Genomic DNA, 14034 nt, shown 5'->3' on the forward strand with positions numbered 1-14034 from the left:
GGGGCGGGGCGATCGCTCTCCGCTTCGCCCTGAATCCGGTGGGCAGTATTGAACCGAGTAATACGAATATTATTCGAATTTTTTATTGGCGAAATCCTGGCTCGTGAACGGCCAAGCTACTCCGCCAACTCCAGAAAATGCCGCCCCTCCCGATCGTCGATCTCGATGATCCAGAGATCGGAATCGAACCGGATCTCCTTGGTCAGCCGCTCCTCGACGTCGAGCGGCGTGCCGCCCGTGACGAGCGCCGTGAAGCGGCGGTCGCCGCTCTCCTCGGCCTCGAACAGGGCCTGGGGGGCAGGGCTGTAGAGGTCGGCGGTGCCGTCGAGGCGGTCGACCTTGACGAAGATCGCGCCGGCCTCCGGAGAGCCGCGCCGCCGCTGGACCGCCGGGATGCCCTCGATGCCGAGGCGGCGCAGGTGGGCCGAGACCCAGAAATCGGAGCGCAGGCGCATGCGTGTCGGGCCTCCTGGACGAGCGCCCGGGATGCGCGAAAGCGGCCGCCGGAGCAACCGGGGATCGGATCGCTCGCATGACCGCAGACCCGGCCTTCGCCCGACCGGATGCGCAACGATCAAGTCGGCCGAGTAATCCAGAAAAATATTCTGTCAATCCCGGGATTAAAATAAGATCAATTGATGTGTTGTTCCGCACATAATCGCTGAATTCTGATGATTAACTGAGCATAAGCCGCTCGGATTTGCAGGAGACGGCGCGGAAAGGAGCATCTACATGCCGAGATTCGCTTGGATTGCTGCACTCATCCTGTCCTCCGCATGCGCGGTCAGCGCACCGGCCGACGTCAAGGCGGAAACGCTGATGGATCTGCTGGGCAACCGCGAGTCGAGGTCCTGCCCGCGCTATCAGCGGACCGCCAGCGACCCCTGCAACATCGTGGTCCATCGGTCCGGGGGAAATCCGACCCAGGACATGACCGGGTCGATCGGCCATGCGAAGTCCTGGCAGGGCAACGGCGGCCCGCGCTGCAAGACGATCTGCCGCTTCACCGGCACGCAATACTGAGCGCGCCGGGCCGGCGGATCCGGGCCGCGCCCGGGTCTCGCCGGCTCCGATCGCGCTTCGCCGCGGGCGAGCGCCTCAACCCTGGCCGGCGTGGGACAGCAGCGCGCGCAGGGTTCGGCCCGCAGCCTCGCCGGTCACCGGCAGCTTGGCGCCGCGCTCGAACTTCTCGATCGCCGCCCGGGTGCCCGGCCCCATGGCGCCGTCCGGCTTGACCGGATAGCCGAGCTTCGACAGCGCCTTCTGCGCCCGCAACACCGGATCGGCCTCCTTTTCGGACTTGGCCGTCTTCGTTGCGTCCTTGGCAGCCTCCTTCGGCGCCGGCTTTGCGGCAGCCCGGGTCGGGACCGCCCGGGGCGTCACCGAGGCGGTCGTCTCGTCGGAGCGGATCAACTCGGCGATCGGGTCGCGGGCGGCCTGCTTGGCGGCGGCGCGCTCGGGTTGCACCGGCTCCTTGGCCACATCCCGGATCGCCTCCTTCGGGGCCGCCGCCGCCTCGCGCGGGGCAGGGGCCTTCTGGGCCGCGACCTTGGGCAGGATCGGCGCCGGATGCCGCCCGGATTGATGGCCGAGCGCGTTGAAGCAGATGAAGCCGGCCGCCCCCACGGCCACGAGGCTGCTGACCACCGTGCCGGGGCTGTTCCGGCACGAGGCGCCCGTGGCCTTCATGGCCCCCACGAGCACGCCGCGCCAGTCGCTCGGGGCGGCGCGCCGCTGCGCAGGACGGCGGGCGGAGCGTGCCTCGCCCGGGACGGTGATCTCGCGGTAGCCTGACATCGTGTCTCCTTCTCGCGGATCGCTGGCTCAGCCGGCGCGGCGCAGGGCCGCCTCCGACGCGGCGCCGGGTTCCGCGTCGAACAGGCCGAGCGGCAGGCGCACCACCGCCCGGCGCGGGGCGGCCGCGCCGCGCACGGCCGTGCGGATCGGGGCGGGGCCGGCGACGGCCGCCGGATCCCGGCAGACGAAGGGCAGCGTCACGGTGACGGCGGTCCCGGCATTCGGGGCGCTCTCGATCAGCATGGCGCCGCCATGCAGACCCACAAGGCCCTGCACCACCGAGAGGCCGAGGCCGGTGCCCTCGTGCTGGCGCTTATAGCCGCCGCTCCCGGCCTGGAAGAACGGCGTGCCGAGCTTGGGCAGGTCGCCCTCGCCGACGCCGACGCCGGTATCGGCGACGACGATCTCCAGGCCATCCGGGCCACGGCGCAGGGACAGGTCGATCCGGCCGCCCCGCGGGGTGAACTTCACCGCGTTCGAGATCAGGTTGATCAGCACCTGCCGGCACGCGCTGGGATCGGCCGTGATCTCGATCGGCCCCGGCACGGAGACCGCCAGCGTGACCCCCGCGGTCTCGGCCTTGAGACGCATCAGGTCGCAGCAGGACTGCACCAGCGCGGCGGCGTCGAACGTCTCCGGCGCGTAATCGAAGTTGCCGCTCTGGATCCGGCTCATGTCGAGGAGCGTGTTGACGACGCCGAGGAGGTGGTGGCCGGACGAGCCGATGATCCCGGCATATTCCCGGGCCTGGTCCGGGCTGAGGCTGATCGCGCCTTCGCCAGCCAGCACCTCGGAGAAGCCGATGATCGCGTTGAGCGGCGTGCGCAGTTCGTGCGTGACGTTGGCCAGGAACCGCCCCTTGATCGCGTCGGCGCGCTCGGCCTCGGCGCGGGCGCGCTCCAGCTCCTCGGCGTGGCGGTGATGCTCGGTCATGTCGCGGGTCACCGCCACCACCGTCATGGCCGTGTCGTCGGGGCCGTGCGCGATCCGGTGGGCGCGCATCTCGGCATGGATCAGGCGGGCGCCGTCGGGCCGGCCGGCGGCGGGCTCGACATGGAGGCGCAGCGGCAGGGTGGCGGGCCGCCCGCTCGCGGCGACGTCGCTCACCGCCTTGAGGAAGGCCGGCCGGTCGGCGACGTGGACCCGCTCCAGCAGGCCGTGGCCGCGCAGCCGCGCCGCGTCGCTGCCGACCATCCGGCTCGCCGAGACCGACGCCTCCAGCACGCGGCCGTTGCGGTCGTGCCAGGTCACGAGGTCGTCGATCGCCGACAGCAGCAGCCGGTCGCGGGCCTCGTTGTCGCGCAGCCGCTCGCGCCAGGCGCCCTCGTTGCGCATGTGCTCCAGGGCCTGGGCGGCGACGTGGCCGATCGCCGTGATCGCGAAGACCGGAAGGGCGACGCTGGCGGAGATGTCCACCAGCGGGACGGCGCCGCCCCAGGAGCCGAGGAAGACCACCCCGAGGACGCCGAGCACGGCCAGGAATGCCGCGGCGGCGGTGGCCCGCATCGAGCCGGACACCAGCGCCTCGAGCGGGATCGCCACCAGCCAGACCGCTGCCGGGGATGTGGCGCCGCCGGTGAGGCCCGCGAGGCAGACCACCAGACCGGTCAGGCCGGCCGACGAGATCGCGTGCGCCATCCAGAGGCACCCGGTGCGGGCGAGCAGCACGGCGGCCAGCACCGGCAGCAGCAGGCTGGCGATCGCCACCACCTCGATGCCCGACGGCACCCCGCGCCAGAGCAGGTAAGGCGGCAGCGCCGCCATCATCACCACGCCGGTGGCGAGGCGCGACACCAGGAAGCGCTCATGCCGGAACCGGACGCTCGCATCATCCGCCACGGATTCGTGGACGAGCCCCGCGAGACGGTCGTCGAGCAGAGACGTCAGGGCTTTTTTTACAGGCAAGGCTCACACGCGCCGCGGTGAATGCCAATCGACATGTCCCGCGCCTCCGGCTCGACTTCAAAACGACTACCGGACAGTCGCAGGGGCGGCTTAAACGAGTGTTGCGCGACTTGGCCGAATGCGCGGGATGCTTTCCGTAAGGTAACCAGACTTCCGTGCGCGGGCTTCGTTCACCATGGCGCGCGAAAACCCGAACCGGTTGAGGCGGAGTTCACGAAACCGGACGGATTTTCGCGTTCGATAGCGCGCGACATCCGCCACGGAGCCCGCCCGATGACTTTCCTGCTGCGCGCCGCGCTGGTGATCGGCGCGCTCTCGTACTGCGCGCTGCTGCGAACCGGCGCGGATCCGGCCGCGGAGACCCGCAAGCTCGCCGGCGCGGCCGCCGCCGGCGCCCGGAATGCGGTTCCGGCCGCCCTCGACGCGATCCCGGCGGAGACCCGGGACCGGGCGGTGCGTGCGGTGCTGGCACGGGGCCTGATGGCGGAGTTGAGCCGACGCGCCGGCGTGGACGAGCCCGAGCCGGCCTCGAACGACACGCTGGAAGCCTCCGACCGGCAGCCCGCGTGGCGGGGCCCGTCGGATCCGCGCTGAGATCGGGTTTCCAAAGGGCTGAGCCCTTTGGCGGGGTATCGGGGCGGAGCCTCGATGAAGAAGGGCTCCGCCCTGCACCCGCAAAAGGGCTGAGCCCTTGTGAATCCCTGATTTCGATACCTCAGCCGGCCTCGCCGCCGGTCGCCCGGAAGGCGCGCATCGGCAGGGGCGGGCGCTGTGCCCCGGCGCGCTCGGGGCCCTGGCGCAGCGTCGCCTCGGGACCGTGCAGCGGCTGGTGGGCCTCGCTCCGTCCGCGCTCGGCCAGCGGCGTGTCCAGGATCGCCGCGATCAGGTCCCGGGAGGCCGGACGGCTCACGGTCCGGAACAGGCGCACCAGGCCCGAGACACGCTCGGCCGAGCGCGCCACGCCCTGGTTGAGGGTGAGGAAGATGTAGACCGCCTCCTCCTCGTGCAGGCCGGCGGCGCGCAACCCGAGCGTCAGCAGGTCGTAGCGTGCCCCGGGATCGGTGACGACGGTGAGGAAGTCGTGGGCGATTCCGAGGCTGTCGGCCAGGGCCGCGATGAAGCGCGGGACGTCCTGGGCGGCCGAGAGGCCGGTCAGGGTCTCCCCGAGGCCGCGAGGCGGCGGCGGGCAGGGGCGCAGGGCGGCGGTCGCCTCGACGGTCCGGCCGATCACCTCGCGGCGGATCGGGTCGGCGTGCAGGTAGAGCGGCACGAGGTCGGCGGCCGAGACGTCGGGGCGGGCGAGCAGCCGGTGCGCGAGGTCGGCGACGCCACGGCCGCGGCTCACGAGGCGTGCGAGTGCCGCGCCGCGCAGGGTGACGCCGACATTGGCGGCGAGCGCCAGGTCGATCTCGATGCGACCTTCGCGGGACAACCCATCGACCGCCTCGCGGCTCAGCCCGACCCGGGTGGCGATGCGGGCGGCGACATCGGATCCGTCGGCGAGGGCGGCCTCGATCAGGCTGTGGCTCAGGACCGGGGCGAGCGTCACCACCGTGTCGCGCACGGCGCCGCCGCGGAGGGCGAGCGCCTCCAGGACGGCGGGCGGCGTCTCGGGGAAGGGGGCGAGCTTGCGGGCGACGACCTCGGCGGTCTCGTCGTCCACCGTGGGGATCAGGCCGCAGGCGAGGGATTCGAAGATCTCGATCTCGGCCCGGTCCCGGCCGGGTGCCCGAACGAACAGGTCGGTCTGCACCCGGAGGATCACCGGCTTGAGATCGAGATTCTCGATCCGTGCCAATTCGAGGAGCCCGGACAGGTCCGGCGGAGCGTCGACGGATGGGGGCATGAGGATCGGTTTACGCAAGACTGCAGTAAGCTCACGCTAACCGCATCGACGTGAATCGACCTTTAAGCCGCCTCCAGCGGTGCCGTGTCGTCCTGCATCATCCCGGGACCCCGCGGGGATTGTTCAGTGCGTCAGCCAGAGCGACAGGGTCAGCACCACCGCGATCGCCACGATGGCGCCCGCGAAGGCCGGCGTGATCCAGGGCGTGCGCTTCTGCATGATCCCGGCCGCGGCCTTTTCGGAGGGCGCGCGCTCGTTCTGCCGCGCCAGGCGGACTTCCTGGGACGTCGGCGGTGCGCCGCCGGCCTCCTCGCAGGTGCCGAGCGGGGCGGCGCCGACATCGACATGGGGAATCTTGTCGCCGGTCCGCCCGCTGTCGATATCGCCCTTGAGCTGCGCCGAGGTCGGGTTGTCCGAATCCGGCGGCGGGTCGGCCTGCAGGTTTCCGGGTGACGGCGGGGTTTCGGATCTCAGCAGCATGGGTGGAACTCCAGTATCTCCGGGTCAACGTCCGATATCCGCTGCCGGCTGCGCCCATGGTGTCGCGGATCTCAAGTCTCGCCGGATCCGCGCTTCAGCAACGGCCGCGCGAGGCTGTGCCCGTCCTCAACGAATCCGGCGGCCTGGCAGAAGGCGCGCAGGTCGTCCTGGCCGGGGCCGGCGCTCAGGACCAGCCGGTCGCACCCGGCCTGCCGCGCCGCCCGCCCGGCCGCCTTCAGCAGCACCCGGCCGATGCCCCGGCGCCGGGACTCCGCCGCGACCATCAGGGTGGTGATCAGGCCCGTCGCCCGGGGCGCCTCCAGGGTGCGGACGGGACTGAGCGCGATCAGGCCGCTCGGCGGGCCCCATTCCACCGCCACCAGGGCCGTGCCGCCGCCGCCCTGAAGCGCGTCGAGCCGGGCCGCCAGGTCCGCCGCGCCGACCGCGACGCCCGCCGCACCCAGGAGATCCGCGAGACCCGGAGCGTCGGACCCCGCGGCGGCGCGGATCTCCAACCCGTAGCGATTGCCCAACCCACGCTCCCGTACCGTGTTGCCGGGCGGTCAACGCGAGCCTTCGCGATCGGTCGCATCCGGTGCGTTTCAGATCCGGCCGCGATCCGCCCCGCCTGCGACGCGGCCCTCCATAACGGGCATGCGCGTCGCGGGGTCGAAAAACGGTCGGCCGCCGCGCCGGCCCGCACCGGACAGGATCACGCGGAGCCGGTCCGGCACCGGACGCGCGGTATCGGCTGCGGAACGGGCGTGCCGTTGGCGGCTTTGCACCGCAGCCGAAAGAGTCATGGGAGTGCGCAGCATGTCGAGCCGGGTGCCGGACCGAACCGAAGACGGGCAGGGCGGCGATGCGCCGGACGCGGGCGGGCGGTCGACCGCGCCCGGCCGTCAGCCCGAGGCCGACAAGCCCGAGAAGAGCGAGGCCGAGAAAGCCGAGACGGAGCGCGCCGCGGGGGACGTGGCCGACGATCTCGCCGACTTCGCCTGACCGGTCGCGACGGGGCGATCCCCGGAACGCAGACATGGTTCGGGCGGCGCACGGGGTGTGCGCCGCCCGAATCATCAGTCGGATCGAGGTTCCGTGATCGAGGCCGCCCGAGACCGGGCGGCTTGCAGGATCAGGCGACGTGCAGGATCAGGCGGTTTCCTTGGCCTTGCGCGGACGGCTCGCCTTCTTCGGCTTCTCGGCCGGCTCCTCCTCGGGCTCCTGCACCGGCGCCGCGGACTTGCGGCGCTGCTGGCCGAGGCCGAGGCTGCGGGCGAGTTCGGACCGCTGGGCCGAGTAGCTGGCGGCCGTCGAGGGGTAGTCCCGCGGCAGGCCGAAGCGCTCGCGATACTGCTCGATGGTCAGGCCGTTGCGCGACAGGTGCCGCTTCAGCGTCTTGTAGGGCTTGCCGTCGATGAACGAGATCAGCGCGTCCGGGGTCACCGACTTGCGGATCTGGGCCGGCGTCGGCTTGTCGGCCGTCTCGGTGACGGCCGCCGCCGGAGCGGAGAGCTTCGCCAGAGCCGCGTGAACGCCGGCCAGGAGCGCGGGCAATTCGCTGATCGGGACGGAATTATTCGAGACATACGCGGACACGATGTCCGACGCCTGCTCGATAAAGGTCTGCTGCTGATCTGTGGCGATGTCGTCCATCGATGTCTCCCTCTATCCGACGGTGGGGCACGGTTCTATCGTCTGTGCAACAAAATCAAGTCGTCGTCGAGAGTTTCCTTACATAATGCGTCGGCCATGAACACGCATATTACTCAAGCCGTCGGTGCAGCTGAAATCGTCGCCCGAGCAACGCGATGGCGGCGAACCGCACTTGAACGAGATCCGGTCCTTGTGGTCCGCGGGCGTTACGCCTTCGGGACGCGCCGATCCTGCGGCGTGGTCTGAGAAAAACGTTGCCCGGTCTCGCAACAAACCCGAAACACGTCGCACGCGGCGGGATCCGGGGCGTGCGCGGGGCACGGGATTGTAGACCGTCGGCCCGATGACGATGTCGGCGGAAGCAGATCTGGGGATAGCGGCGTGGATCAACCATCGGAGCGGGGCACGGTCTTCGGCGCCCACATCCCCTTCGTGGATCATTGCGGGATCGAGGCCCTGGACGTGCGAGAGGGCCGCACCCGGCTGCGCCTCGTCCTGCGGCCCGAGCACGCCAACAACCTCGGCATCGCCCATGGCGGCGTGATCTGCACGCTCCTCGATGTCGCCCTCGGCACCGCCGCCCGCCTGAAGGCCGGGCGGCCCGTGGTGACCCTGGACATGCAGACGCGGTTCCTCGCACCGGGGCGCGGAACCCTGATCGCGGAGGGGCGCGTCACCCGGGCCGGACGCTCGGTGACCTTCTGCGAGGCCGAGATCCGCGACGCGCAGGGCGAGCTGGTGGCGAGCGCCACCGGCCTGCTCAAGCCCGTGGGCGAGGGCGCCCCGCGCTGACGCCGGTTCCGGTCCGGCGAATTGTCGCCCGCCGATTGACGCCCCATCGGCACAGTGGGAAAGCCTATCGCATGACCATGCCGGACGCCGCCCGCGCAGCCCTGACTGCCCCCCTGTCCGAGGCCGACGTGACGGCCATGAAATCCGAGGCCGCGGCCTGGTTCGCGACCCTGCGCGACCACATCCTGGCGGCCTTCGAGACCCTGGAGGCCGAGGCCGAGGGGCCGTTCCATCCGGACGCGCCGACGGCACCGGGCACCTTCGAGAAGACCCCCTGGAGCCGCACCGACCATACCGGCCGGCCCGGCGGCGGCGGCGTCATGGCGATGCTCAAGGGCCGGGTGTTCGAGAAGGCCGGGGTGCACATCTCCACGGTCCACGGCGAGTTCGCCCCGGAATTCCGCGCCCAGATGCCCGGCGCCGCCGAGGATCCGCGCTTCTTCGCCACCGGCATCTCGCTGATCGCGCATCCGTGGAACCCGCATGTGCCGACGGTGCACATGAACACCCGCTTCGTGGTGACCACGAAGGCGTGGTTCGGCGGCGGCGCCGACCTCACGCCGGTCCTGGTGCGGCGGCGCAGCCAGGACGATCCGGACAGCCGGCACTTCCACGCCTGCCTGGAGCGCGCCTGCGCAGCCCACGGCGTCGACCATGCGGCCTACAAGGCGTGGTGCGACGAATACTTCCATCTCAAGCACCGCAACGAGCCCCGCGGCATCGGCGGTATCTTTTACGACTATCGCTGGAGCGGAGATCCGCAGGCGGATCTGGCCTTCACGCGCGACGTCGGCCGCGCCTTCCTGGAAGCCTATCCGAAAATCGTCCGCGACAACGTCCGCAACGCCTGGACCGAGGCCGACCGCGAGGAGCAGCAGGTCCGGCGCGGGCGCTACGTCGAGTTCAACCTGCTCTACGACCGGGGCACGATCTTCGGGCTGAAGACCGGCGGCAACGTCGCCTCGATCCTGTCGTCCCTGCCGCCCACCGTGCGCTGGCCATGAGGGCGTTCCGTTGAGCGCCGGGCTGCCGTCGGCTTTCGCGCCCCAGCAGGATGCGGCGCTGAAGGCCATCGCCGCCTGGCGGAAGGCGGGCGGAAGCCAGGTGTTCCGGCTGTTCGGCTATGCCGGCACCGGCAAGACCACGCTGGCCCGCCGGATCGCCGAGGATGTCGACGGCACCGTGGTGTACGGCGCCTTCACCGGCAAGGCGGCCTCGGTGATGCGCCAGAAGGGCTGCTACGACGCCGCCACGATCCACTCGCTGATCTACCGCACCAAGGAGGCGGAGGAGGGCGGCCCGACCTTCACGCTGAACCGCTCGGGCCCGGCCGCGAAGGCCGACCTCATCATCATCGACGAGTGCTCGATGGTCGATTCCGACCTCGGCAACGACCTGCTGTCCTTCGACCGGCCGGTCCTGGTGCTGGGCGACCCCGCGCAGCTGCCCCCCGTGCGCGGCGGCGGCTTCTTCACGGAGGCCGAGCCCGACGTGATGCTCACCGAGGTGCACCGGCAGGCCAAGGACGACCCGATCGTGCGCATGGCCATGACCGTGCGCGAGGGCGGACGGCTGGAACTCGGCACCTACGGGCAGAGCCGGATCGTCTCCCGGCGCACGCTGGACCCGGCCGAGGTGCTGGAATGCGACCAGGTCCTGGTCGGCCTCAACAAGACCCGCCGCCTCTACAACAACCGGCTCCGCGAACTCGCCGGCCACACCGACCCGATGCCGGCGGTGGGCGAGAAGCTGGTGTGTCTCCGCAACGACCGGGTGAAGGGCCTGCTCAACGGCTCGACCTGGACGGTGCAGGCCCTGCGCGCGCCGCCGCGCCCGGACCTGATCCGCCTCGACGTCGTCCCCGAGGACGACCCAGCGCTGCGCCGCCGCGCCACCGACATCAAGGTGCTGCGCGCGATGATCACCGGGAGCGACGAGGAGATCCCGCTGTTCCTGCGCCGCGAGACCGATGAGTTCACCTACGGCTACGCGCTGACCGTCCACAAGGCGCAGGGCTCGCAATGGGACCGGGTGACCCTGTTCGACGAATCCTACGCCTTCCGCGAGCACCGCGCCCGCTGGCTCTACACCGGCCTCACCCGGGCCGCGCAGGCGATCACGATCGTGGTCTGACCGGCCCACGCCGCCGCTTGTGAAGCCCGACCCCGCGTGCTACGCACCGCCCGTCTCATTGAGGCACCTCGCGGAGAGGTGGCAGAGCGGTTGAATGCACCGCACTCGAAATGCGGCATGCCTGCAAGGGCATCGGGGGTTCGAATCCCCCCCTCTCCGCCAGTCGGATTCCATAAGCCGATGCTCTGAACGGAAAGAGCGTCGCGGCAACAATCGCCGCCCCAGGCTGTAATCCAGGTCTTGAAGTAGCGTGTGCCGGCTCGTTTCCGATGTTGCCGGACAACGTGGCAGGTTCCGCGCGAGGGCTGACGCCAAACCGCGTTCGGCGCGGACAGCGGGCAGCAGTGGGCTTGGACATGACTGCACCGGACCTGCCGCCGCTGGACGCGGCCGTCCTCCCCGCGGGCATCCGCGCGCGCTTCGTCGCGGGTGTGAACGGCCTGCGCATGCATGTGCTGGAGGCCGGACACGGGGAGCCCGGCCGGCCCTGTCTTCTGCTGCTGCACGGCTTTCCCGAGTTGGCCTATTCCTGGCGCAAGGTGATGCCGGCCCTCGCGGAGGCCGGGTATCACGTCGTCGCCCCAGACCAGCGTGGCTACGGGCGTACCGCCCCGGGGCCGGTGGCCTACGAGGCCGACCTCGCGCCCTTCCGCATGCACAACCTGCTCCTCGACGTGCTCTGCCTGCTCGGGGCACTCGGCCGGGAGCGGGTCGCGGCGGTGATCGGGCACGATTTCGGCGCCTGGGTCGCGGGCTTCTGCGCCCTGGCCCGGCCCGACGTGTTCGGATCGGTCGTCCTGATGAGCGCGCCGTTCGTGGGGGCACCCACCCGCGACGCCCTGGCGGACAGCCTGACTCCACCCGCACAGGATCCGATCCACGCGGCTCTGGCCGGTCTGCCGCGCCCGCGCGCGCACTACCACCGCTACTTCGCCTCCCCGGCCGCGGCACCCGACATGGACGGCAGCCCGACACAGGTTGCCGCGTTCCTGCGCGCCTACTTCCATCACAAGAGCGCCGACTGGCCGGGCAACCCGCCGCATCCGCTCTCGGGCTGGACGGCCGAGGCCCTCGCCGAGATGCCGACCTACTACGTCATGGACCTCGGCCGGAGCATGCCCGCGACGGTGGCGCCCGAAGGGCCGGAGGACGGGGGCGCCGGCTGCGCGTGGCTCACCGATCGGGAACTCGGCGTCTACGCGACGGAGTATGCGCGCACCGGCTTCCAGGGCCCCCTGCAGGGCTATCGCTGCCGCATGGATGGGAGCCTCGCGCGCGATCTCGGGCGGTTCGCGGGTCGGCGCATCGAGGGGCGGGCGCTTTTCGTGGCCGGGCGTCGCGACTGGGGTCCGTTTCAGGCACCGGGCGCCTTGGAGCGGATGGGCACGCGGGCCTGCGCCGATTTCCTCGGCTGCCATGTCGTGGAGGGGGCCGGACATTGGGTCCAGCAGGAGCAGCCGCAGGCCGTCTCCGACCTGCTGCTCGCGTTCCTCCGGTCTCACGCGGCCGGACCGGCCCTCCGGGCTTGATCGCGCGCCGCGTCGCACTCGAGATAGGCCCGCCGCGCGTTCGCCGCCTCGGTCGCACCCGGCGGCGCACCGAGGGGCGGAATGGGCCTGGGCAGCGCTGCGATTTCCCCGCATGTCTCGCGCCCGCCCCCGGGAGGTCCGTCGCGCGCCGCCTCCCGAACCGCAATCACCGACACGACAGGATTTCCCATGGCCGGCCTCAAGGACAAGCGTGGCTTCATCGATAAGGACCGGCTCGATCTATCGGAACGCAAGGCCATCGAGTTCTGGATGAAGCGCTGGGGCGTCACCCAGGACCAGCTGATCGCGGCGCACCGGAAGGTCGGCCGGATGACGAAGGACATCGCCGTCGAGCTGGGCAAGAAGCGGTAGGCGCACACGCGCCCCGACGGGACAGCTCGTCGGGTCGGGGCGTCGATCGGGAGTCGGAGGCAGCATCCGGCTTCGTGAAGGCCATCCCGCAGGACGCACGCCACGGCGCCCTACAGGCTCGGGCGCAGCCCGCGCACCGGGCTCGCGGCCTCCAGCAGCGTGGCGACGTGCAGGATGGTCGACTCGGCCTGCCAGCTCGCCACGACCTGGACGTTGATCGGCAGGCCCTCGCCGCTCGTCCCGAACCGCATCGACAGGCCGGGCAGGCCGGTGACGTTCAGCGGCACCGTCGCGCCTTGGAGGTAGGTGGCGTCGACGGTCTGCCCGTCGATGACGAACGCGGTGACGCCGTGCTTGTGGGCCGGGATCGGCAGGACCGGGGTGATCAGCGCGTCGTAGCGCCGGAAGTACGCGGCATAGCCGTCCCGCAGCCGCTCCGCCGCCTGCTCGGCCGCGATGTAGTCGTCCATCGACGAGTCCGGGAGCGCCAGCATGGTCTTGGCCATCGTATACATCTGGTCCTCGTGCCCGGCGGTCGCCTCCCGGAAGGCCGGCTTCATCTCCATGACGTGGAGCGTGTTGAACACGTCGAGGGCGAAGTCGCGCTCCAGCGCCGGGATGCGCACGGCCTCCACGACGCAGCCCGCGCCCTTGAGCGCCTCGGCCGCGGCCCGGACGGTGGCGGCGACCTCCGGATCGATCGGGCCGAAGCCCGGCTCGACCAGCCAGCCCACCCGCAGCGGACGGCCGGGCGCGGTGCCGAGGCCGGCATCGGCGGCGACGGTGCGGGACGCGTAGCCGTCCTCGCCGTCGGGCCCGGACAGGAGCGAGAAGGCCAGGGCGAGGTCCCGGATCGAGCGGGCCATCGGGCCGACATGCCAGAAGCGCCGCGGCGCGCGGGGCCAGATCCCGGTCATCGGCACCCGCCCGTGGGTCGCCTTCAGCGAGACGATGCCGGTCTGGGCGGCCGGGCCCCGGACCGAGATGGCGAGGTCGGTGCCGAGGCCGAGCGGCGACATGCCCGCCGCGATGGCCGCCGACTCGCCCCCGCTCGACCCGCCGGGCGTCCGCTCCAGGTCCCAGGGGTTGTTCGAGCGACCGGAGAGCAGGTTGTCGCTCTCGATCCAGTAGGAGAATTCCGGCAGGTTGGTCTTGGCCAGCAGGATCGCCCCGGCGGCCTTGAGGCGGGCGACGCTCGTGGCATCCGTGGCGGGGATGCGGCCCCTGAAGATCGGCGAACCGCGCTGGGTCGGGACGCCGGCGGTGTCGATCGAATCCTTCACGGTGAACGGCACCCCGTGCAGGGGCCCGATCTCACCGCCGGCCAGGATCGCGGCCTCGGCCGCGCGGGCGCCGTCGAGCGCATCCTCCGCCACGGTGACGATGGCGTTGACCTTGGGATCGACGGCCGCGATGCGGTCGAGATGGGCCTGCATGACCTCCACGGGCGAGACCTGGCGGGTGCGGATCAGCGCGGCGAGCTGTGTCGCGTCCGAGAAGACGATGTCGGTTGTCATGAGCCGGTGT

Annotated in this window: 16 protein-coding genes and 1 tRNA gene; 9 read left to right on the forward strand and 8 right to left on the reverse strand. The window is 71.2% G+C overall.

Annotated features, from left to right (window positions below; all coding sequences use genetic code 11):
* Nucleotides 1–116: 116 nt before the first annotated feature.
* Nucleotides 117–455 carry a DUF1491 family protein gene (locus FV233_RS07035; protein ID WP_147897040.1) on the reverse strand — a complete coding sequence of 113 codons (339 nt, stop codon included), beginning with the start codon at nt 453–455 and terminating at the stop codon, nt 117–119.
* Between the two features lie 277 nt (nt 456–732).
* On the opposite strand from FV233_RS07035, the gene FV233_RS07040 reads away from it, so the two are divergent.
* Nucleotides 733–1023, forward strand: a complete 291-nt coding sequence (locus tag FV233_RS07040) for a hypothetical protein (protein ID WP_147897041.1) — start codon at nt 733–735, stop codon at nt 1021–1023.
* Between the two features lie 75 nt (nt 1024–1098).
* Here the strand turns inward: FV233_RS07040 and FV233_RS07045 are convergent, their stop codons facing one another.
* Together FV233_RS07045 and FV233_RS07050 are read right to left on the reverse strand one after the other, a co-directional pair.
* Nucleotides 1099–1797, reverse strand: a complete 699-nt coding sequence (locus FV233_RS07045) for a peptidoglycan-binding domain-containing protein (protein ID WP_147897042.1) — start codon at nt 1795–1797, stop codon at nt 1099–1101.
* Between the two features lie 27 nt (nt 1798–1824).
* Entirely contained in the window at nt 1825–3702 is a 1878-nt protein-coding gene (locus tag FV233_RS07050; protein WP_147897043.1) for a PAS domain-containing sensor histidine kinase, read from the reverse strand.
* Nucleotides 3703–3975: 273 nt separating this feature from the next.
* Between FV233_RS07050 and FV233_RS07055 the strand changes: the two genes are divergently transcribed.
* Nucleotides 3976–4296 (forward strand): hypothetical protein, encoded by a 321-nt coding sequence (locus tag FV233_RS07055; protein WP_147897044.1) that lies wholly within the window; start codon nt 3976–3978, stop codon nt 4294–4296.
* Between the two features lie 121 nt (nt 4297–4417).
* Here FV233_RS07055 and FV233_RS07060 read toward each other — a convergent pair whose 3' ends face one another.
* The 3 genes from FV233_RS07060 to FV233_RS07070 form a co-directional block, all read right to left on the reverse strand.
* Complete coding sequence (locus FV233_RS07060; RefSeq protein ID WP_147897045.1) at nt 4418–5548, reverse strand: DUF2336 domain-containing protein; 1131 nt, start codon at nt 5546–5548, stop codon at nt 4418–4420.
* A gap of 123 nt (nt 5549–5671) precedes the next feature.
* Nucleotides 5672–6028 (reverse strand): hypothetical protein, encoded by a 357-nt coding sequence (locus FV233_RS07065; RefSeq protein WP_147857782.1) that lies wholly within the window; start codon nt 6026–6028, stop codon nt 5672–5674.
* A 71-nt stretch (nt 6029–6099) separates the two neighbouring features.
* On the reverse strand, nt 6100–6561 hold the full coding sequence (locus tag FV233_RS07070; RefSeq protein ID WP_147897046.1) for a GNAT family N-acetyltransferase: 462 nt from the start codon (nt 6559–6561) through the stop codon (nt 6100–6102).
* 268 nt (nt 6562–6829) lie between these two features.
* On the opposite strand from FV233_RS07070, the gene FV233_RS07075 reads away from it, so the two are divergent.
* Nucleotides 6830–7030, forward strand: a complete 201-nt coding sequence (locus tag FV233_RS07075) for a hypothetical protein (protein WP_246689926.1) — start codon at nt 6830–6832, stop codon at nt 7028–7030.
* A gap of 147 nt (nt 7031–7177) precedes the next feature.
* Here the strand turns inward: FV233_RS07075 and FV233_RS07080 are convergent, their stop codons facing one another.
* Nucleotides 7178–7681, reverse strand: coding sequence for a MucR family transcriptional regulator (locus FV233_RS07080; protein WP_147855615.1), 504 nt, complete (start codon nt 7679–7681; stop codon nt 7178–7180).
* Between the two features lie 381 nt (nt 7682–8062).
* On the opposite strand from FV233_RS07080, the gene FV233_RS07085 reads away from it, so the two are divergent.
* The 6 genes from FV233_RS07085 (at nt 8063) to FV233_RS07110 (ending at nt 12507) form a co-directional block, all read left to right on the forward strand.
* Nucleotides 8063–8473, forward strand: a complete 411-nt coding sequence (locus tag FV233_RS07085) for a PaaI family thioesterase (RefSeq protein WP_147897048.1) — start codon at nt 8063–8065, stop codon at nt 8471–8473.
* A gap of 77 nt (nt 8474–8550) precedes the next feature.
* Nucleotides 8551–9477: an oxygen-dependent coproporphyrinogen oxidase gene (hemF, locus tag FV233_RS07090; RefSeq protein ID WP_187278066.1), complete on the forward strand. Its 927-nt coding sequence runs from the start codon at nt 8551–8553 to the stop codon at nt 9475–9477.
* A gap of 10 nt (nt 9478–9487) precedes the next feature.
* Entirely contained in the window at nt 9488–10606 is a 1119-nt protein-coding gene (locus FV233_RS07095; RefSeq protein ID WP_147855612.1) for an AAA family ATPase, read from the forward strand.
* Between the two features lie 72 nt (nt 10607–10678).
* Nucleotides 10679–10768, forward strand: a tRNA-Ser gene (locus FV233_RS07100).
* Nucleotides 10769–10962: 194 nt separating this feature from the next.
* Nucleotides 10963–12135 carry an alpha/beta hydrolase gene (locus tag FV233_RS07105; RefSeq protein WP_147897050.1) on the forward strand — a complete coding sequence of 391 codons (1173 nt, stop codon included), beginning with the start codon at nt 10963–10965 and terminating at the stop codon, nt 12133–12135.
* Between the two features lie 189 nt (nt 12136–12324).
* Nucleotides 12325–12507 carry a DUF3606 domain-containing protein gene (locus tag FV233_RS07110; protein WP_147854284.1) on the forward strand — a complete coding sequence of 61 codons (183 nt, stop codon included), beginning with the start codon at nt 12325–12327 and terminating at the stop codon, nt 12505–12507.
* Nucleotides 12508–12617: 110 nt separating this feature from the next.
* On the opposite strand, the gene FV233_RS07115 is transcribed toward FV233_RS07110, so the two are convergent.
* On the reverse strand, nt 12618–14024 hold the full coding sequence (locus tag FV233_RS07115; RefSeq protein WP_147897051.1) for an amidase: 1407 nt from the start codon (nt 14022–14024) through the stop codon (nt 12618–12620).
* Between the last annotated feature and the right edge of the window lie 10 nt (nt 14025–14034).

The sequence above is a fragment of the Methylobacterium sp. WL7 genome, assembly GCF_008040085.1.
Lineage (GTDB): Bacteria > Pseudomonadota > Alphaproteobacteria > Rhizobiales > Beijerinckiaceae > Methylobacterium > Methylobacterium mesophilicum.

Excerpts from the sequence above, each read along its gene's own strand:
- FV233_RS07035 (WP_147897040.1), bottom strand. The coding sequence starts at position 455 with ATGCGCCTGCGCTCCGATTTCTGGGTCTCGGCCCACCTGCGCCGCCTC.
- FV233_RS07040 (WP_147897041.1), top strand. The coding sequence starts at position 733 with ATGCCGAGATTCGCTTGGATTGCTGCACTCATCCTGTCCTCCGCATGC.
- FV233_RS07045 (WP_147897042.1), bottom strand. The coding sequence starts at position 1,797 with ATGTCAGGCTACCGCGAGATCACCGTCCCGGGCGAGGCACGCTCCGCC.
- FV233_RS07055 (WP_147897044.1), top strand. The coding sequence starts at position 3,976 with ATGACTTTCCTGCTGCGCGCCGCGCTGGTGATCGGCGCGCTCTCGTAC.
- FV233_RS07060 (WP_147897045.1), bottom strand. The coding sequence starts at position 5,548 with ATGCCCCCATCCGTCGACGCTCCGCCGGACCTGTCCGGGCTCCTCGAA.
- FV233_RS07065 (WP_147857782.1), bottom strand. The coding sequence starts at position 6,028 with ATGCTGCTGAGATCCGAAACCCCGCCGTCACCCGGAAACCTGCAGGCC.
- FV233_RS07075 (WP_246689926.1), top strand. The coding sequence starts at position 6,830 with ATGGGAGTGCGCAGCATGTCGAGCCGGGTGCCGGACCGAACCGAAGAC.
- FV233_RS07080 (WP_147855615.1), bottom strand. The coding sequence starts at position 7,681 with ATGGACGACATCGCCACAGATCAGCAGCAGACCTTTATCGAGCAGGCG.
- hemF (WP_187278066.1), top strand. The coding sequence starts at position 8,551 with ATGCCGGACGCCGCCCGCGCAGCCCTGACTGCCCCCCTGTCCGAGGCC.
- FV233_RS07105 (WP_147897050.1), top strand. The coding sequence starts at position 10,963 with ATGACTGCACCGGACCTGCCGCCGCTGGACGCGGCCGTCCTCCCCGCG.
- FV233_RS07110 (WP_147854284.1), top strand. The coding sequence starts at position 12,325 with ATGGCCGGCCTCAAGGACAAGCGTGGCTTCATCGATAAGGACCGGCTC.
- FV233_RS07115 (WP_147897051.1), bottom strand. The coding sequence starts at position 14,024 with ATGACAACCGACATCGTCTTCTCGGACGCGACACAGCTCGCCGCGCTG.